Source organism: Nonomuraea typhae, from assembly GCF_009760925.1.
GTDB classification, from domain to species: Bacteria; Actinomycetota; Actinomycetes; order Streptosporangiales; family Streptosporangiaceae; genus Nonomuraea; species Nonomuraea typhae.
Genome location: NZ_VRLV01000021.1, coordinates 135,937 through 154,587, shown reverse-complemented (window position 1 = coordinate 154,587; position 18,651 = coordinate 135,937). Strand labels below are relative to the sequence as shown.

General features: G+C 72.4%; 12 protein-coding genes. 5 read left to right on the top strand and 7 right to left on the bottom strand.

Translation table 11 applies throughout. The features are described from left to right. Positions 1–10: 10 nt before the first annotated feature. Both FVE25_RS48900 and FVE25_RS56690 read left to right on the top strand, forming a co-directional pair. Positions 11–3,067: an AfsR/SARP family transcriptional regulator gene (locus tag FVE25_RS48900; RefSeq protein ID WP_157249779.1), complete on the top strand. Its 3,057-nt coding sequence runs from the start codon at positions 11–13 to the stop codon at positions 3,065–3,067. 40 nt (positions 3,068–3,107) lie between these two features. Beyond that, entirely contained in the window at positions 3,108–4,664 is a 1,557-nt protein-coding gene (locus FVE25_RS56690) for a serine/threonine-protein kinase (protein ID WP_219825651.1), read from the top strand. Here FVE25_RS56690 and FVE25_RS48890 read toward each other — a convergent pair. The 5 genes from FVE25_RS48890 to FVE25_RS48870 form a co-directional block, all read right to left on the bottom strand. Further along, positions 4,661–5,887 carry an erythromycin esterase family protein gene (locus FVE25_RS48890; RefSeq protein WP_157249778.1) on the bottom strand — a complete coding sequence of 409 codons (1,227 nt, stop codon included), beginning with the start codon at positions 5,885–5,887 and terminating at the stop codon, positions 4,661–4,663. The two genes, FVE25_RS56690 and FVE25_RS48890, sit on opposite strands and share 4 nt — an antisense overlap. Positions 5,888–5,988: 101 nt before the next feature. Continuing rightward, complete coding sequence (locus FVE25_RS48885; RefSeq protein ID WP_157249777.1) at positions 5,989–8,031, bottom strand: M14 family metallopeptidase; 2,043 nt, start codon at positions 8,029–8,031, stop codon at positions 5,989–5,991. A gap of 41 nt (positions 8,032–8,072) precedes the next feature. Continuing rightward, positions 8,073–10,064: a family 10 glycosylhydrolase gene (locus FVE25_RS48880; protein WP_157249776.1), complete on the bottom strand. Its 1,992-nt coding sequence runs from the start codon at positions 10,062–10,064 to the stop codon at positions 8,073–8,075. After that, positions 10,030–11,712, bottom strand: coding sequence for a glycosyl hydrolase family 28-related protein (locus tag FVE25_RS48875; protein ID WP_157249775.1), 1,683 nt, complete (start codon positions 11,710–11,712; stop codon positions 10,030–10,032). Before FVE25_RS48875 ends, FVE25_RS48880 begins: the two co-directional genes overlap by 35 nt. A gap of 17 nt (positions 11,713–11,729) precedes the next feature. Then, positions 11,730–14,555 carry an alpha-L-fucosidase gene (locus tag FVE25_RS48870; protein WP_157249774.1) on the bottom strand — a complete coding sequence of 942 codons (2,826 nt, stop codon included), beginning with the start codon at positions 14,553–14,555 and terminating at the stop codon, positions 11,730–11,732. Positions 14,556–14,671: 116 nt separating this feature from the next. On the opposite strand from FVE25_RS48870, the gene FVE25_RS48865 reads away from it, so the two are divergent. The 3 genes from FVE25_RS48865 to FVE25_RS48855 are packed head-to-tail and all read left to right on the top strand — an operon-like array spanning position 14,672 to position 16,938. Next, complete coding sequence (locus FVE25_RS48865; RefSeq protein WP_181019723.1) at positions 14,672–15,340, top strand: TetR/AcrR family transcriptional regulator; 669 nt, start codon at positions 14,672–14,674, stop codon at positions 15,338–15,340. Continuing rightward, positions 15,330–16,124, top strand: a complete 795-nt coding sequence (locus FVE25_RS48860; protein WP_219825650.1) for a class I SAM-dependent methyltransferase — start codon at positions 15,330–15,332, stop codon at positions 16,122–16,124. The genes FVE25_RS48865 and FVE25_RS48860 overlap by 11 nt, the downstream gene beginning before the upstream one ends. Then, a complete protein-coding gene (locus tag FVE25_RS48855; protein ID WP_157249771.1) occupies positions 16,117–16,938 on the top strand; it encodes an oxidoreductase in 822 nt (273 codons plus the stop codon). The genes FVE25_RS48860 and FVE25_RS48855 overlap by 8 nt, the downstream gene beginning before the upstream one ends. Here the strand turns inward: FVE25_RS48855 and FVE25_RS48850 are convergent. Further along, positions 16,935–17,711, bottom strand: coding sequence for an SDR family oxidoreductase (locus tag FVE25_RS48850; RefSeq protein ID WP_157249770.1), 777 nt, complete (start codon positions 17,709–17,711; stop codon positions 16,935–16,937). The two genes, FVE25_RS48855 and FVE25_RS48850, sit on opposite strands and share 4 nt — an antisense overlap. A gap of 49 nt (positions 17,712–17,760) precedes the next feature. Continuing rightward, positions 17,761–18,621: a 3-methyladenine DNA glycosylase gene (locus FVE25_RS48845; protein ID WP_157249769.1), complete on the bottom strand. Its 861-nt coding sequence runs from the start codon at positions 18,619–18,621 to the stop codon at positions 17,761–17,763. Positions 18,622–18,651 lie beyond the last annotated feature (30 nt).

Genomic DNA, 18,651 nt, shown 5'->3' with positions numbered 1-18,651 from the left:
GGTGCTTCGTATGCGTTTTGGAGTGCTCGGGCCGCTGACCGTATGGACCGAGGCCGGAGAGGTCGTGACGATCCCCGGTCTCAAGGTCCGCACGCTGCTGGCCGACCTGCTGGCCCACGACGGCCGCGTGGTCTCCACCGACCGCCTGGTCGACGACCTGTGGGGCGACGACGCGCCGGCCAACCCGGCCGCCGCGCTGCAGGTGCGCGTCTCGCAGCTGCGCAAGGCCCTGGAGGACGCCGAACCCGGCGGCAAGAACCTCGTCGTCTCCCGCGCCCCCGGCTACCAGTTGCAGGTCGCGCCGGACGCGGTGGACGCGCTGCGCTTCGCCCGCCTGACGGGCGAGGGACGCCTGGCCGAGGCCCTGGAGTTGTGGCGCGGCTCGCCGTACGCGGACTTCTCCGACATGGAGTTCACGCGCGCCCCGATCACCAAGCTCGAGGAGCAGCGGCTGACCGCGGTCGAAGAGCTCGCCGAGGTACGGCTGGCCGCCGGCGAGCCCGTCGACGTGGCCGAACTCGTGACCGAGCACCCGCTGCGCGAACGCCTGCGCGCGGTCCACATGCAAGCCCTCTACCGGGCAGGACGGCAGAGCGAGGCCCTGGCCGCCTACGGCGAGCTGCGCGAGCGGCTGGCCGACGAGCTCGGCCTCGACCCGTCGCCGGAGCTGGCCGAGCTGCAGGCCAGGATCCTCCGCCAGGACCCGGAGCTCAGCGGGCCCGGCCGGCGGCCGGCCACCAACCTGCCCGCGACCGTCAGCGACCTCATCGGCCGCGCCGGCGCGGTCGGCGAGGTGCGGGACCTGCTCGGCACGAGCCGCCTGGTCACGCTGACCGGCTCCGGCGGCGTCGGCAAGACGCGCCTGTCCCTGGCCGTCGCCGGCCGGCTCACCGGCGCCTACCCGGACGGCGCCTGGCTGGTGGAGCTGGCCGCCTACGACCGGGACACGGCCTCGCTGGCCGACGCCGTCCTGACCGCGCTGGACATCCGCGACAGCGCGGGCCCGGGCGACGCGCTGGACCGGCTGGCCGACGCGCTGCGGGGCCGGCGCATGCTGCTCGTGCTGGACAACTGCGAGCACGTGATCGACCAGGCGGCCAAGCTGGCCGACACGCTGCTGCGGGCGGCGCCGGGGCTGCGGATCCTGGCCACGAGCCGGGAGCCGCTGAGCGTGGCGGGCGAGGTGCTGTGGAGCGTGCCCCCGCTCGGGCTGCCCGACGTGGAGGATCTCGACGCGGTCGCGAACTCCGACGCGGTGCGCCTGTTCATGGCGCGGGCCACGGCCTCGGCCCGCGCCTTCGTGCTGGACGCGGGCAACGCGGCGCCCGTCGCCCAGCTGTGCCGCCGGCTCGACGGGCTGCCGCTGGCGCTCGAGCTGGCCGCCACCCGCGTGCGCTCGCTCGGCGTGCACGAGCTGCTGGCCCGGCTCGACGACCGGTTCCGGGTGCTGTCCGGCTGGCAGCGCGGGGTCTCCGACCGGCAGCAGACGCTCATGGGCATGATCGACTGGAGCTGGACCCTGCTCACCGACGACGAGCGCGTGGTGTTGCGGCGGCTGGCCGTACACGCCGACGGGTGCACGCTGGACGCGGCCGAGGCCGTCTGCGGCGACGGCGGGCTCGACGTGATGGAGCTGCTCGCGCGGCTGGTCGACCGCTCGCTGGTGACCGTGGCCGAGGGGGCCTCCGGGATGCGCTACCGGCTGCTGGAGTCGGTGGCCGAGTACTGCCGGCGGCGGCTGGACGAGGCGGAGGAGGGCGACCGGGTCCGGCAGGCGTTCGCGGCCTACTACACCGACCTGGCCGAACGCGCCGGGGCGCACCTGCGCGGCGGCGAGCAGGTGCGGTGGATGCGCGCGCTGGACGCCGACGCGGGCAACCTGCGCGCGGCCCTCGACCTCGCCCCCGCCGGCCTGGCCCTGCGGCTGGTGAACGCGCTGGCCTGGCACTGGTACCTGCGCGGGCGGCTGCACGAGGGCCTGCGGTCGCTGGACGCCGCCCTGGCCAAGCCGGATGCGGCGGCGCCGGCGGACCTGGAGCGGGCGCGGGCCTGGCGGGCCGGGTTCGCGATGCTGCTCGGCGAGAGCGTGGACTGGCAGGCCGCGCTGGAGATCGCCGACCCGGCCGACCGGGCCAGGGCCGAGCTGTTCGTGCAGTACGGGCTGACCGACATGGCCACCGCGACCGCGGTCGTGGCCCGGGCGCTGGCCGCCTGCCGCGAACTCGGCGACACCTGGGGCGTGGCGGTGGCGCTCAGCCGGCAGTCCAGGGACGCCTTCACCCTGCGCGAGCTGGAGCGGCTGGACCAGATCGGCAACGAGAGCGCCCGGCTGTTCCGCGAGCTGGGCGACCGGTGGGGTGTGCTCCAGGCCAACGAGTGGCTGGGCGGGCTCAACGAGATCACCGGCGACTACGACGAGGCGGCCCGGATCTTCACCGAGGACGCCGCCATCGCCGAGGAGCTGGGCCTGTGGCCGGACAAGGTCCGGCGGCTGTGCTGGCTCGGCTGGATCGCCGGCTACCGGCGTGACTACGACCGCGCGGTCGACACCTGCCTGGCCGCGCTCCGGCTGGCCGAGGGCCAGGGCTACCAGGAGGGCACGATCTTCGCCCGCATGGGCCTGACGATCGCGGCCCGGCGCTCGGGACGGCTCGAACTGGCCGAGGAGCACCTCAACGCCATGCTGGCCGGGGTGCCCCGCGATCCGGACGCCGACCCGCTGCTGTTCATGCCGACCGTGCTGATGGAGCTCGGCCACGTACGGCAGGCGCAGGGCGCGGAGGAGGCGGCCCGCTCCCTGTTCGAGGAGGCGCTGGGGGTGGCCAGGAAGATCGGCGACCCGCGCACCCTCGCCGCGACCTTCGAGGCGCTGGCCACGGTGGCCGGGCCGGAGGAGGCGGCCGGGATGCTCGGCGCCGCCGCGGCGGCCCGGGCCGCCCATGCCACCCCCGCCTCGCCCGGCGAGCTGGACGACATCGAACGGGCCACGCAGCGGGCTCGGCGGGCGCTGGGCGAGGACGCGTTCGCCGCCGCCTACGCCGAGGGAGAGAAGCGCCCTCTGGACTAGACCCTCTCGGGTGTCGTGGCAGACCGCTACGCTTCCCCAGGTGTCCGACATTTCGCTGCCCGGGTACGAGATCCGTGGCGTCATCGGCCAGGGCGGGTTCGGGATCGTCTACCTCGCCCTGCAGTCCGCGGTCGGCCGTGAGGTCGCGCTCAAGGTCGACAACCGGGTCCTGCTGTCAGAACGCGACCGGCGGCGCTTCCTGCGCGAGGTCACCGCCGCCGGGGCGCTGTCCGGGCATCCGCACGTCGTGCCGGTCTACGACGCCGGGCTGCTGCCCGACGGCCGGCCGTACATGGTGCTGGAGCTGTGCCCGGGCGGGTCGCTGGCGGGAAAGCGGCTCTCGCCGGCCGAGGTGCGCGATGCCGGCGTGCGAATCGCCGACGCGCTCGCCGCGGCGCACGCGCAGGGGGTGCTGCACCGCGACGTCAAGCCCGGCAACATCCTCATCAACCGGTACGGGCACGTCGCGCTGTCCGACTTCGGGCTGGCCACGATGCCGGAATCCGGCCCCGACGCCTCGGTCACCCGCGAGTCCCTGACCCCCGCCTACGCGCCCCCGGAGGCATTCGAGCTGGCCGGGCCCAGCCCCGCGGGCGACGTCTACTCGCTGGCCGCCACCCTCTACGCGCTGCTGTCGGGCCGGCCGCCGCGCTTCCCCGAGTCCGGCATCGCCAACCTGGCCGCGATCCTCGCCCTGCACCGCCTGCCCGTGCCCGACGTGCCGGGCGTGCCGCCGCAGCTCACCGCCGTCCTGCGCGACGCGCTCGCGACGGACCCGGCCCACCGCACCCCCAGCGCCGCCGCCCTGCGCGACGCCCTGGCCGCCGTCCACGTCGACCCCGCCACTCCGGTACGGCAGGCCGCCCCCTCACCCGCCTTCCAACCGGCCCCTCCCGGCTATCCCGGAGTCCCGTCCCAACCGGCCACCTCCCCTCCCGGCTATCCCGGGGTCCCATCCCAACCGGCCACGTCCCCTCCCGGCGACGCCTCCACCCGGTCCTCCAGGCGGGCCGGGCGGAAGCAGGCGCGCAAGGGCGTGGGGCTGGTGGCCGCGCTGGTGGTGGCGGTCGGGGCCGGGGCGGCCGTCGGGGTCTACGCGCTGCGCGGCCCGGGCGCCACGACCCTGCAGCCGGGGCCGTCCTCCTCCGCCAAGACCGGCCAGGCCAGTCCCGCCGCCTTCCCCGGCCTGGACACCTACACCGAGAACTGCCCGGCCGCCAAGGTGAAAGGCGCGGGCGCGGCGTGCGTGAAGGAGTCGGAGTGCTGGGGCGGCCTGGCGATCGTGGCCGGGGACACCCGGGCCAGGCGGCTCGGGTGCGAGGAGAAGCACAGCTGGGAGACGTTCGCCGTGGGCCGCATCCCGGCCGACTCCGAGACCTACGACCAGCAGGACCTCGAACGCCACCCGACGATCAAGAAGGTCTGCGGCGTGGCGACCATGCTGGCCTCCCGTCGGGGCAAGGAGCAGGTCGAGCGCAGCCGCTGGATGACCACGGTGCTGCCGCCGAGCGCCGCGCGGTTCGAGAAGGGCGACCGGGTGTATCGGTGCGTCGGCGGCGTCACCGGCCGGGAGGCGCCCGGGCAGTTGTTCCGTTAGCCGAGGACCCGCAGCGGGGTGATCGTCTGCCGGTGGACGATCACGTCGAACCACTGCGGGAGCGTGCCGCCGTACATGTAGTAGTCGAAGGGCCGCTTGGGGTCGTACCCGCCGATCCCCCGCATCCTGGCCGGCCGGTAGAGCTGGGACGGGGTGCCGACCCGCAGGTCGAGGACGTACTGCCGCAGGCCGGCGTCCCCGAGCGGCCGGTCGTACCAGTCGCGCGGCGGTCTGGGGACCTTGCCGGCCTTCAGGGTGCCGTGGTCGAAGGTGAACCCCATGGACAGGTACTGCCGGCCGTACCAGCGGCGCAGGTGCGAGCCGGCGGTGGCGAAGCGCAGCTCGGGCATGGGCGGCAGGGACACGCGCAGGTCGGGGGCGTTGGCGGTGTGGGCGCTGGCGGCCCAGTAGGCGACCTTGTCCCCGGAGTGGCGCTGCCACCAGCGCAGGTTGCGTGAGGACTGCTGGTCGCGGTAGCCGGTGTCGCCCTTGCGGTGAATGTACTCGTGGAACGAGACGATCTGGCGGGCGTTGTGCAGGGCCAGTTGCTGGGCGCGGGTCTCCGGCAGGCTCTTGACGGCGTTGTAGGCGGCGCGGGCGTGGGCGATGTAGGGCTTCATGTCGCGCCCGCTCTCGAACAGTTCACGGAAGTAGGGGCCGATCTCGTCCGACGGCGGCCGGATGGCGTCCAGGTGGGCCTTGACCTCGTCGAGCTTGGCGGGGGCGGCCTTGGCCACGTAGCGGGCGACGGCGTCGTAGGCGGCGGGACGGGTGGCGTAGAACTCGACGCCGACGAAGCGGACCTTGTCCTTGTGGGTGGCGTTGTAGCCGCGCAGCCAGCGCAGCACGTCCCGGACCTCCTCGGCCTGCCAGGTGGTGGTCAGCTGCCGGACCACGGCGTCGAGGTCGCCCTTGCCCTCGGTGATGTAGCGGTCGACGATCTGGCCGGTGGTCCAGTCCTCCTCCCAGGCGATCGTGCGGAAGCCCATCTTCTCCACGAGGTGCCGCAGCACCCGGTGCTTGAGCAGCGCCTCCTCGTGCGCCCCGTGCGTGGACTCGCCCAGGCCGACGACCTTCGCCCCGCCGACCATGCGGGTCATCGGCGCGAGGTCGTCCAAGGGCGCGGCCGGGTCGATGGTGACCAGCGGGACTGCGGTCCTCCTGACCCAGTCGGGGACGGGCGTGAGGACGAGCGTGGCGGCCAGGACGGCTTGCGTGATCATGGTGGTCTCCTTCGGAGGGCGAACGCCACCACCGTCCTCCGTCCCGGCCGCCGTCGCGTCCGCCGGGGAGCGGTCGCGCCGCTACTCCGGCGGACGTACGCTCACTGCTGTGCCGTCCCCGCCGAGCGGTAGTCGGCGGCGACCCCGATCAGGCTGATCAGCCCGGAGGCGAACTCCATCGCCTCCTTGTGCCCCTCCTCGAAGGGCGGCTGGAAGCCGACCGGCTGCCACGTCTTGGTGGCGGGGTCCCACAGGTCGTTGCCGACCTCGAAGTCCCAGCCGAAGACGCCGTAGTCGTACCAGAGCTCGTCGGCGGAGTTCCCGGCGGCCGAGTACAGCACGTCGGTGACCGGGCCGGTCTGCTGCGGCCAGGTGACGGTGCCGCGCTCGGCGGCGATGGCCTGCTCGATCGTGCGCGCCGACCGCAGGAAGTACGCCTCCTCGGCCGGGCTCGGCCGGGGCAGCGTGACCCGGCCGTCGAACTTGTACGCGCCGGGCGGCCACATGAAGTACCCGCCGTAGCTGTGGACGTTGAGCGCGAACCTGATGTTGCGGAACGTCTTGGCCAGCCAGATCACGTTGCCGCTCTCGGCCTCGGAGTGCTCGGCGGGCCCGGCGTAGACGCTGCTCTGGCAGTTGGCCGAGGCGCCGAAGTAGCCGTCGAACAGCGAGCCGGAGGCGTAGTTGCGGTTGATGTCCACGCCCCACGTGTTGCGCAGCGCCGGGTCGGCCTGTGCGGCGGGGCAGTGGTTGACCATGTTCTTCCGCTGGAGGTTGAAGTCGTAGAAGCTGTAGTTCGCGCCGTCGGGGTTGACCGTGGGCACGATGAAGATCTCGGTGCGGTTCAGCAGCCTGCGGGTGGCGGGGTCGCGCTGGTAGTTGCGCAGCAGCCGCTCGGCCGCCTCGAGCGTGACCAGCGGCGTCACCCACTCGCGCGCGTGCTCCTGCGAGTAGGCGATCACGCCGGTGCGCGAGCCGTTGCGCTTGGTCCCGACGCGCAACGCCAGCACGGTCGCGGGTTTGCGCGACACGCTCGCGGGCGCCTTGAGGAAGTCGGTGAGCGGGGTGCGCGCCGCGGCCGCCACCACGCCCGTCCCCGGGTCGTCGCGGTACGGCGTCGCCTTCAGCAGCGTGCCCGCCCCGGCGTTGAGCGCGGCCACGACCTGGGCGGCGGTGCTGGTGAGCTGCCCACCGGAGCCGGTCGCGAGGCTGACCGTGACGCTCTTGCCACGCACGCCGACCTGGAGCGCCCGGTCGGGCGCGCCGGGGTCCACGAACTCGACGGACACGTCGTTGCCGCCCTCGGAGCCGTAGGCCAGCGAGGTCACCACGACGGTCCCGAACTGCGCCTGGGCGTGGCGGCGGTAGCCGTTCGTCTTGTACGGCAGAGCCATGATCTCGGCCAGGTGCGGGTAGCGCTTCGCCAGTGCCCGGACCCGTTCGTTGATCTGGTCGGGCGGCATGTACTGGGTGATGAAGTCCTTCTGGTAGCCGGGCACCGTCCGGTCGGGCCGCTCGCCGTCCGGCCATTCCCTGACCCGGGCCTGCGTGCTGCCGCCGCCCGCGGAGGTGACCGTCACCCACTGCGGGCGCCGATCGGCCGGGGCCGGGGTGGTGAACTGGTGCCCGAGATAGGCGCCCGCGTCCACGTACGGAACCATGGCGACCGTGCCGCCGCTCCCGTGGGAGCCGCGCCAGGCCGCGGTGAGCGCGGCGGTGCCGCCCGCGCTGCTGGTGGCCTCGACGGACAGGAAGTAGCCGTCGCGGGACTTGAACCAGACCGCCCGCTCGATCACGATCTGGTCGGCTTGGGCGCTGCCCTTCTGCTGGGGCGGCGCGGGCGCGGTCGTGTCCGCCCTGGCGATGCCGAGCGGCTGGAGCGCGGCGAGCTGGCTCGGGGTGAGCACCGCGTCGACCTGGATGCTGCCGTCGGGCTGCGGGCGGACCCGCTCGGTGAGGTCGGCCCCCTGCGCGACCAGGCGGTCGAACGCCGCCCGGCCGGGCACGGAGATCGTCATGAGGGAGGCGGGCTCGGGTTCGGCGGGCGGCGCCGCGGTGACGGCGGCGGGCACCGCCGTGGTGGGTAACAGGGCGAGGGAGAGGGTTATCGCGAGGACACTTGCTGACGCACGTAAGCCACGCATGGCTCCTCCTAGATCAGCCTAGGAGGTCATTGAAACACGGCTCACACCTTCGTGATCCGTACCGCGTCGGCTATCACATAGCCGGTGGCCGAGGTCCATCTGCTGACGCCCACCACGTTCCCGGTCCCGGCTTGCAGGGTGAAGGTGCCGAGGCTGCGCCACGCGCCGCCGCCGCTGCGCTGGTCCACCTTGATCGTCTGCCCGGCCACCAGGTACGGCGTGGCGCTGTTGTAGCCGGGGTCGGCCGGATACCAGACCTCGACCCGGTAGCTGCCGGTGGCGGGAATGGCGGCGCTGAACCAGGCGGGGTCGCTGGCGGCGACCGGCGCGGCGAAGCGGTAGTCGGCGCCGTGTCGCTGCCCGGAGAAGGCGGAGGTGCCCCAGGTGGCGGTGGCGGCGAAGCCGGGGTCCTGGTTGTCGACGACGACGCTGAAGGTCTCGCCGCCGCCTCCGGTGACGACCCGGCCGGCGCTGGGCCCGCTCTCCTGGTGGGTGCGGGTGAGCGCGCTCACGTAGTAGGTGTACGTGCTGCCCGCGGCGGCGCCGGCGTCGGTGAAGGAGGTGGCGCGGGTGGTGGTGAGCAGGTTGCGGGCATCGGCGAAGAAGCACGGGTCGGTGGCGGGCGAGCCGTCCACCCGGTAGACGGCGTAGGCGGCGCCCTGGCCCTGCCAGCTCAGGCTGACGCCGCCGGCGCCGCGGGTGGCCGCGGTGATCGCCGGGGCGCCCGGTGCGGCGGCGGTGCCGTACTCGGGGATGAGGGCGGGTCTGGTGTAGTGGGCGGCCGTCATCGTGGAGATGCTGTTGATGCGGTTGGCCTTGACGTCCTTGGCGCTGAAGAAGATGTCGCCGCGGACCTCGGGGTGCTGGCGGTTGTAGGTGAGGTGGTCGGAGAGTTCGGCGGTGCGCTGCCAGTTGGCGTCGACTCCGGCGCGGTAGGCGGCCTGGCCGACGTACAGCTGGACGCGGGTGCCCTTGACCACGTCGGCCCACCAGGCGGTGAGGACCTTGTAGTCGGCCACGCTGTAGCCGATGTGCCAGTAGAGCTGGGGCGTGATGTAGTCGATCCAGCCCTGTTTGACCCAGCGGCGGGTGTCGGCGTAGATCGCGTCGTAGGACTGCAGGCCGGAGGTGGCCGAGCCGAGCGGGTCGGCGCTCTGGTTGCGCCAGATGCCGAACGGGCTGACGCCGAACTTCACGTGGGCCTTGGCGGCGTGGATGCGCTGGCCGAGCTCCTGGATGAGCAGGTTGACGTTGTTGCGCCGCCAGTCGTTGACGTCGGTGAAGCCGCCCGGGTACTGGGCGAACGTGGCGGCGTCGGGGATCGCCTGACCGCTGACCGGATAGGGGTAGAAGTAGTCGTCCAGGTGCACGCCGTCGATGTCGTACCTGGTGACCGCGTCCATCATGGCGTCCTGGATGAACGAGCGTACCGCCGGGATGCCCGGGTTGTAGTAGAGCTTGCCACCGTAGGCGAAGCGCCAGCCGGGGTTGCGCCGGGCCGGGTGTGAGGAGATCAGCCGGTTGGGGTCGTCGTGGTTGGCGATCCGGTAGGGGTTGAACCAGGCGTGGAACTCCAGGTTGCGGGCGTGTGCCTCGGCGACCATGAAGGCCAGCGGGTCGTAGCCGGGGTTGCCGCCCTGGGTGCCGGTCAGCCACTGCGACCACGGCTCGTGCGGCGAGGGCCAGAACGCGTCGGCCGTGGGCCGGATCTGCACCACGACCGCGTTCATCCGCTTCTGCACGGCCAGGTCCAGCCAGGAGCGGAACTCCGCCTGCTGGGCGGCGGCGCTGAGCCCGGTGGCGCTGGGCCAGTCGATGTTGGCGACACTGGCCACCCACATGGCCCGCAACTGCCGCTTGGGCGTGGCGGGGTTGGTGGCACAGGCGGCGGAGGCGGTGGCGGCCGCCTGCGCCGGGTTGAGGAGGTACGTGAGGAGAAGGGCTAGGACGGCTAAGACACCACGACCTGTCGTCACGAAAGAAAGCTTCTTCGGATGATCAGTGCCTGTCAATAATCTCCCGCTGGGCGGCATAGAGGTCGGCGACCGAGGGCTTGGCGCCGTGCAGGGCGGTGAAGGACTCCAGGTCGCCGGCGAAGTCCGGGGTGAGCTCGCTGCCGGTGCCGTTCGCGCCCTGGATGCCGACCGACACGCTGCGCGGGGCCACGTCGCCGATGGTCAGCGCGTACGGGCTGCCGCTCGTGATGCGGACGTTCCAGTGCGCGATCCGGGCCCCGAACAACGGCCCCGAGGCGCCGGACCCGCCCACCCGGCCGTTGTTGACCAGCGTGATGTCGGTGCGCACGTTCTCGAACGGCAGCGCCCGGTGGGTGTCGAAGGTGCCCTCGGCCATCGTGCCCCGGCGCCAGACGTTGCCCGAGGACAGGCCCTCCAGGTTGAGGCCGTGGTGCACCGCGCCCGCCGGGACGGGCACCGTGAACGCCTCGATCTCGAAGTCCTCGACGAGGTTGTCGTGCGACTGCATCCGGCAGGCGAAGCTGTGGTGGGCGGCCCGGCCGCCGACGCTCACCCGGCTCAGCGTGTTGGACTTGGCCGTGGTGAAGCCGAAGCCGAGATCGCAGTTCTCCACCCGCACGTCGAAGGCCCAGCAGTCGTGGACCGCCTGGAAGCAGACGCCGTTGGCGCCCGGGTGCTTGTTGTGCGCGGTCATCGGGGCCAGGGCGTTGCGGACGGTCAGCCGCTCGAGGCCGCTGTCGTGGACGACCGGGCCGATCGCGCGCAGCCTGGCCGGCCACTCGGGACGCAGGTCGTAGCGGATCGGCTGGGCCAGCCTGACCAGCCGGGGACCGAGGACTTCCTGCACCCGCACGGGCCACTGGAAGCTCGCGTACTGGATGTACTGCCCGCCCGATCCGGTCACCAACTGCGGGGCGCGGCGGGGCCAGTCGTAGGCGGCGGCGCCGGGGACGTCGCCGGAGACGTGCTTCAGCAGCCCCGCGTCGGGGCGGTTCTCGGTCTCCAGGATCACCATGTCGCCGGGACGCAGGCCGGCGGTGCCGGAGACCATGAGCGTGCGGGCGCCCCTGGTGGCCGCGGCGACCGTGGCCAGGGTCTCGCCCACCAGCCAGTTCTCGGTGCCGGCGAAGTCCTCGGCCTCCGACAGCGCCCGGCGCTCCGGCGAGATGAACCAGACCTGGCCGCCGGTCCACGACCAGCGGCTGTTGCCGTTGGACTGGCGGGCCTGGCGGTAGCCGTCGTCCAGGGGCCTGGCGAAGTGCAGGATCGTGGCCTCGCGGCCCGATCCGCGCAGGACCACGTTCGACCAGTGCATGAAGACGGGCGCGTTCAGCAGGTACGTGCCGGGCGGCACCAGCACGACCCCGCCGCCGCGTTGCCCGGCCGCCTTCAGCGCGGCGTTGAAGGCGGGGGCGCAGTCGGTGACGCCGTCGGCCCGCGCGCCGTGGTCGGTCACCCGCGTCACCACCCGGCCCCCGCGCGGGAGCCGGGCGCCCAGCCGGTACCCGGCCCGGGAGACGTCGGGGACGAGCGGGTGGGCGCCGGGCGCCTGGGCCCACTGGCCGAGGAGCACGGCGGAGTCGTCTTGGGGCCGTCCGCGGTCGCGGCCGCCATCTGGGGAATCCGCCCTGGCCGCGGTGCCGGTCAGGACGGCGGTGGCCGCCGCCGCGCCCAGTAAGGCGCGGCGGGTGACGGTCTCGTGCATGGGTGCTCCTCAGGTGCTCAGGACAGCGACAGCCGGTCCAGGTCGGGGGCGGACCCGGTGTCGTTGTGGATCTTCACGGTGTTCGGCCCGGCGCCGAGCGTGATCGGGACGGTGGTGGTGTAGGGCGTGTTGTTGCCGACGCCGTCCACCTTCACCTCGACCGGCGCGCCGCCGTTGACGGTGACGAAGAACGACCGGGGGCCGTTGACGGTGTAGTCCACGACCAGCGTGTACGTCCCTGCCGACGGCACGGTGACGTTCCCGAACTCCACGTACGCCCCGGGCCCGCCGCCGAGGTTGCGGACCTTCTGCCCGCCCGAGCACGCGCCGCAGCCGGTGATGCCCGCGTCGCCGAGCCGGTTGGCCGAGTCCTCCGCCTCGCGCATCCACACCCGGTCGGCCGGGCGCAGCCGTACCCTGAGCTGCTTGGCCGCCTGGGCCGAGCGGCCGAGCACCTGGAAGGCGGCGGTGACGGGGATGTCGGCGGCGCCGACGTCCTGGCCGGGCGGTGAGGTGAGGGTCCAGGTGGCGCCGAGCGTCTGGCCGAGGCGCAGCGAGGCGGCGGTGGCCGGGCCGCCCTGGACCGTCCAGCCGGGCGGGAGCTGGGGCGCCAGCGTGACCTGGTCGAGCTGGTCGTCCACGTCGAGCCGGAGCGTGGCCGACACCTTGAGCGACTGCTGACCGGGGCCGGTCCACTGCAGGCCGCCCGGTTCGACCGTGAGCGTGGTGGCCGGGACGTACCCGTCGGGCGGCAGGGGCGAGACGGCGATGCGGTCGATGCCCGCGCGGGCGACCTCCAGCGTGACAGTGTTCGTGCCCTTCTTGAGCGGTACGGCCAGCGCCGTCGGCACGGGGACGTCCCGGTTGCCCGCCCTGATGGGCACCTCGGCGGCCGGGGCGTCGTTCACGGTGACCTTGACCGAGGTGGCCCGCGCCGCCGTGTGGTCGATCTGGAGGCGGTAGGTGCCGTCCTCGGGGGCGGTCACGTTGGTGAAGGCCAGGGTGCCGGGGCCGGTGACCTGGAGGTTGCCGGAGCAGGTCCGGCACGGCTCGGGGCGGGCGCCGCGCGAGCGGTTCGCGTGCTCGGCCTCCAGGGGCGCGGCCGGGCCGAGGGAGAACGGGTGCGCGTAGGCGACCTTGATCTCGTCGATCTGGAGGCGGCGGTGGTAGCGCGGGGCCTGCGGGCCGCCCCAGGTGTCGAGGACCTCCAGCTTGACGTGGCGGGCGCGGCGCTCGCCGAGGTCGATGAACTGCACGCCTCTGGCGCTGCGCAGGGCGCCTTCGCGGATCGGGCTGCCCCAGTTCCTGCCGTCGTCGCTCAGGTAGACGCGGTAGTCCTTGATGCGGGCGGAGTCCTCGGGGCGGCCGAAGCTCTCGCGGGCGTAGGTGGGCGACCATTCGCGCTGGTTGATCGCCAGGGAGGTGAGGACGCGGCGGTGGCCCAGGTCGAGGGTGACGTCGGCCGGGAGCCTGCCCTGGTTATCCCAGTAAGTCGAGAAATTTCCGTCGACGAGCTCGGGGCTGGAGGCGGTGATCTTGTCGTGGTAGAAGTGCCGGCCCCTGGTCTCGACCTTGAAGACGGTGTCGTAGGGGTCCCAGTCGGTGATGCCGAGGATGGTCAGGTATCCGGCCGACTGGTGGAAGGCCAGGCTCCTGCCGGTGCGCACATCGGTGACCCGGGTGACCCAGTAGCCGTTGTCGCGCAGCCGTACCCGATCGGTGCTCGGGCGGGTCACGACGTGGACGTACTGGGTGCGCGCTCCCGGCTCGACGGTGATCACGCCGTGGGCACCGTCGTTCCAGAAGCCGGGCTGCATGCCGCCGTACACGTAGCCGCCGCCCTCGGTGCCGTAGAGCGAGGAGCGGATGGGCGGGACCCAGCGGGACATGAAGGCGTTGAACGCCTCCTGCTTCGGCGGGAACCTGCCGTTGACCATCGGGGTCTCGGCCATGAGGGACTTCATCGACGAGCCGGCGTTGGTGATGTAGCGGCCGGTGCTGAGGCGGGTGTCGACGGCGTGGTCGCCGCCGTCGTACCACCACTGGCCGGTGGAGGGCAGCTTGTAGTCGGCCTCGACCAGGCGCGGCATCGGCGTCCAGGCGGCCTGCGGGTAGTCGTAGGACGGGATCATGCCGGTCTTCTGCTCGTTGCTGACCGTGTCCATGATCGGCGTGTCCTCGTTGTTGTTGCTCAGCAGCCAGCCTGGACGCCGTTCCCTGATCTGCTCGTAGAGGTTGTTGCGCTCCCAGTAGGCGTTGTCGTTGTCGATCCAGAAGCCGGCCAGGTCCGCGTAGTTCTCCATGACCTCGAAGAACAGGTCGTAGGAGTACATGCCGAAGCCGTCGCGGGTGGTCAGGTCCACCGGCCGGCCCTTGTAGGCGGAGTAGGCGGCCGAGTCGAGCGTCTGCACGCCCTGTTCGCTGTGCCACTGCGGGTCGTCGGTCATGTAGAGGATGATCCGCACGTCCTTGGCCTTGCCCGCGGCGACCAGTTCGCCGAGCAGGTCCCGCTTGGTCGAGCAGCTTCCGGGGATCGCGGACGGCCAGGGCCGGGCGTAGCCGAGGCGGCTGTGGAAGGTGGCCAGGACGATGTAGGAGGCGCCGAGTTTGCGTGCCTCGTCCACCCAGTAGTCGGCGCTCCAGCCGCCCTCGGTGACGTCGCGCTCCCAGGCTGCGCAGTCGAGGTGGCGGGGCGCGGTGAACATGCCCCAGTGCAGGAAGAGGCCGGCGGTGGACGCCCGCAGCCACTGCTGCCGGGGATGCTCCACCTCGGCCCGCGCGGGCGGCGCCCACAGCAGGCCGGATAACAGGATCAGGACGAGGACGAGCGCGCGGGATCGCATGGGCACCTCCAGACATCCGATGATTACAAGCGGTTGCAGGGTGGTCAAGCGTCCTTTCGAGGCGTAGTCTTTTGACCAGATTTGAAATCTGGTCATCCAGTCACAAGGGAGTCCTCGTGCGGGAACGCGCCGATCGCATCCTCGACGCCGCCACCGAACTGCTCGTCCAGCTCGGCTTCAAGAAGGTGACGATCGAGGACGTCGCCCAGCGGGCCGCCATCGGCAAGGGCACGGTCTACCTGCACTGGCGCACCAAGAAGGAGCTCTTCCAGGCCGTGTTCCTGCGGGCGGCCGTCGCCTACACCGACGGCCTGCGCGAGGCCCTGCGCCGCGACCCGGCCACCGTGCGGCCGCACCGGCTGCTGGCCGAGTCCTACCGCCTGGTCGTGACCAATCCGGTGCTGTTCGGGATGGTCGCCGCCGACTCACGCGCCACTCGCGACGCCCTCGCCGACATCGCCGCGCGCAGCTGGGAGCTCATGGCCACCACGCACTTCTTCGAGGTGCTGGGACGCCACAAGCTGCTGCGCGCGGACGTGCCCGACCTGCCCTACGCCATGGCCGCCGTCGGCGCCGGCTTCTACATGATCGACGCCATCGACCCCGTCACCGCCGCCCGCGACCTGCGGGAAAAGGCCGCCTCCCTGTCGTTCGTCGTCCGGCACGCCTTCGAGCCGCCCGCCGAACCCGGCCCGGAGGTCCTGGAGCGGGCGGCGGCCGACCTGCTCACGGCCTTCGACGAGCTCGTCCCGCCCTATGAGAAGTGGATCTACGGTGAAGACTGAACATCTGCACGGCGTGAAGGAGACCCTCCTGTTCACGCTCTACTTCCGCGCCCTCGACTACGCCGGCAAAGATCCGATCGTTGGCGACAAGTGGGCCGCCGACATCCTCCGCCGGATCTCCTACCGCCGCTGGAAGGTCGTCATGGCCTCCGGCGACCGCTACCTCGGCCTGATGCGCGCCAGGAAGATGGACGACTGGACCACCGCGTTCCTCGCCGCCCATCCCGGCGCCACGGTCGTGCACCTGGGCTGCGGCCTCGACAGCCGCGCCTTCCGCCTCGACGTGCCACCGGGCGTGCGCTGGTACGACGTCGACTACCCCGAGGTCATCGAGCTGCGCGAGCGCCTCTACCCCGAGCGCGACGGCTACACGACCATCGCCACCTCCGTCACCGCGCCCGGATGGCTGGAGCGGATCCCCGCCGGCGACGGCCGCCCCGTGCTCGTCATCGCCGAGGGCCTGCTGATGTACCTGCGCGAAGCCGACGTCTACCCGCTTCTGCGGCGCATCACCGGCCACTTCCCCCACGGCGAGCTGATCTTCGACTCGATCTCCCCCTGGCTGGCCGCCACCGCCCGCCCGCTCGGCTACCGCCTGTGGGGCCTGAAGCACCCGGCCGTGGTGCAGCAGCGCAACGTCCGGCTCACCCTCCTGGAACACATGCCGACGATCTGGGACGTCAGCCGCATCCCCGAACCCTTCTTCCGCGCCTTCTACCGCATCCCCGCCTTCCGCGACACCCTGCACCTCCAGCGCTTCCGCATAGGAGCCGACCATGCCTAAGGTCTGCCTGGTCACCGGAGCCTCCTCCGGCATCGGCGAAGCCACCGCCCTCGAACTCGCCCGCGCCGGGCACATCGTGTACGGCGTGGCCAGACGCGCCGAGCGGATGGAACCCCTGCGCCGGGCCGGCGGCCACCCGCTGGCCATGGACATCACCCGCGCCGACGACGTCGAACGCGTCATCAGGACGATCACCGACGAACGGCACCGGATCGACGTGCTGGTCAACAACGCCGGGATCGGGCTCCACGGCTCGATCGAGGAGGCGCCGCTGGAGCGGGCCCGTGCGCTGTTCGAGGTCAACCTCTTCGGCCCGGCGCGGCTGGTGCAGCTGGCCCTGCCGTACATGCGGAGGCAGCGGTCGGGGCGGATCGTCAACGTCTCGTCGATCGGCGGCGAGATCGCGCTGCCGCTCGGCGCCTGGTACTACGCCTCGAAGCACGCGCTGGAGGCGTTCTCCGACTCGCTGCGGCAGGAGGTCGGGCGGTTCGGCGTGGACGTGGTGGTCGTGCAGCCGGGCATCATCAAGACCGAGTTCGAGCAGGACACGCCCCGCGAGCTGCGGGAGATCTCCGGCCGGGGCGCCTACGCCGAGCTGGCGCTGCCGATGGCCGCCCAGGCCGAGGGCGCCTTCGGCCCGGGCAGCAAGGCGTCGGACCCGGTCGTGGTGGCCAGGGCGATCCGCCGCTCGATCGAGACCGGGCAGCCACGGGCCCGCTACGCCACGGGGTATCTGGCCAAGCTGCTGCTGCGCATGAACCGCCTGCTTCCCGACCGGACCTGGGACCGGATCGTCACCCGATCACGCGCCTAAAGGGCTTCCACGAAGCGCGACATGCCGGCCAGCCAGCGGTCTGGGTCCTCGACCTTGCGCCGGTGGTACTCGGGCACCTCGGGGTGCGGGAAGATGAAGAACCGCTCGGCCGCGACGCCGTCCACGACCGCGGCGGCCACGTCGTCCGGCTCCAGGATCGCGCCGGAGGAGCCGACGGCGCGGGCGGTGAGGTGGTCCTCCTCCAGGCCGCGCGCCAGCATCGCGGTGCGCACGCCCTGCGGGCACAGGACGCTGACCTTAATGCCCTGCGCGGCGTGGTGGATGGCGACCCACTCGGCGAAGGAGATCGCCGCCGCCTTGGTCACCGCGTACGGCGCGTCGCCGGGGCAGCTGATCAGGCCGGCCGCCGAGCAGGTGTTGACCAGGTAGCCGCCACCGCGCTCGGCCATCCCCGGCACCACCGCCCGCGCCGCGTACACGTGGGCCATGACATTGACGTCGAACAACGAGCGCCACTCCCGATCGGTGGCGTCGAGGCCGTGCCCCGCGATCACTCCGGCGTTGGAGCAGAACAGGTCGACGGGCCCGAACGGGGTCTCGGCCAGGGCCGCCACGTCGCTCTCGACGGACACGTCGGCGCGGACGCCCACCGCCCGCTCCCCGATCCGCGCGGCGACGGCGGCTGCGCCGTCACCGTCGAGGTCGGCCACCACGACGCCCGCGGCGCCCTCGGCGGCGAAGCGCAGGGCCATCGCCCGCCCGATGCCGCTCGCCGCGCCGGTGACCACGGCGACCTTGCCCTTGATCCGCATACGCCCTCGCTTCTGTACCGACCAGCCGGTATCCAGAAGGTAGTTCTCCTCAGACCCGGGCGTCAATCTCCATCAAAACCTCACAGACCTCCAGCAACCGGGCGCGCAGCGGCGCCGCCCGCTCCGCGAAGCGCTTCTGCAGCCCCGCATACTCCGTCCGCCCCGCCGCCGTCTCGATCGCGATCGGCCGATACCCCAGCTCACGCAGGTCGTACGGGCTGGCGCGCATGTCCACCTCGCGGATCTCCCTGGCCAGCTCGAAACAGTCGGCGATCAGCTCACTCGGCACCAGCGGCGAGAGCTTGTAGGCCCACTTGTAGAGGTCCATGTTGGCGTGCAGGCACCCCGGCTGCTCCATCTCGGCCTGCCGCTCCCGGGTGGGCTCCAGCTGGTTGAGCGGCCGGGCCGCCTCGGTGAAGAACCGGAAGGCGTCGAAGTGGCTGCAGCGCACCCCGCGCGCCTCCACCACCCGGGCGATCTCCGCCGGCGCCATCCGCAGAGGCTGTCCGCCGTGCCGTACGGCATCGGTCCTGTAGACCATCGCCCACTCGTGCATCCCGAAACAGCCGAATTGACCACCGCGCCCCGCGGTCGCCTTCAGCAGCCGGGCCGTCCACTCGACCATGGCCATCCGCCGCTCCAGCAGCGCCGCGTGGTCGAGACGCTGCCCGCCGGGGACGTCGGCGTACTCGGGGCCGAAGCCGCTCGCACCGGCCAGCACCACCCCGGCGCCGGGATGCCAGCGCCGCAACTTCGCCGGGCGGAAGCTGTAGTAGGTGAACAGGAAGTCCTCCACCGGATGCGCCCGGCGAGCCTGCCGCCTGCCCAGGTGCGGGTCGATCCACGCCCGCACCCGCCGCTCGTGCGCCTCGGCACGGCGGCGCCACTCCTGCTCGTCCAGCGTCTCCACTCCGTCATGGTAGGCGTGCGTTTCCCTGTC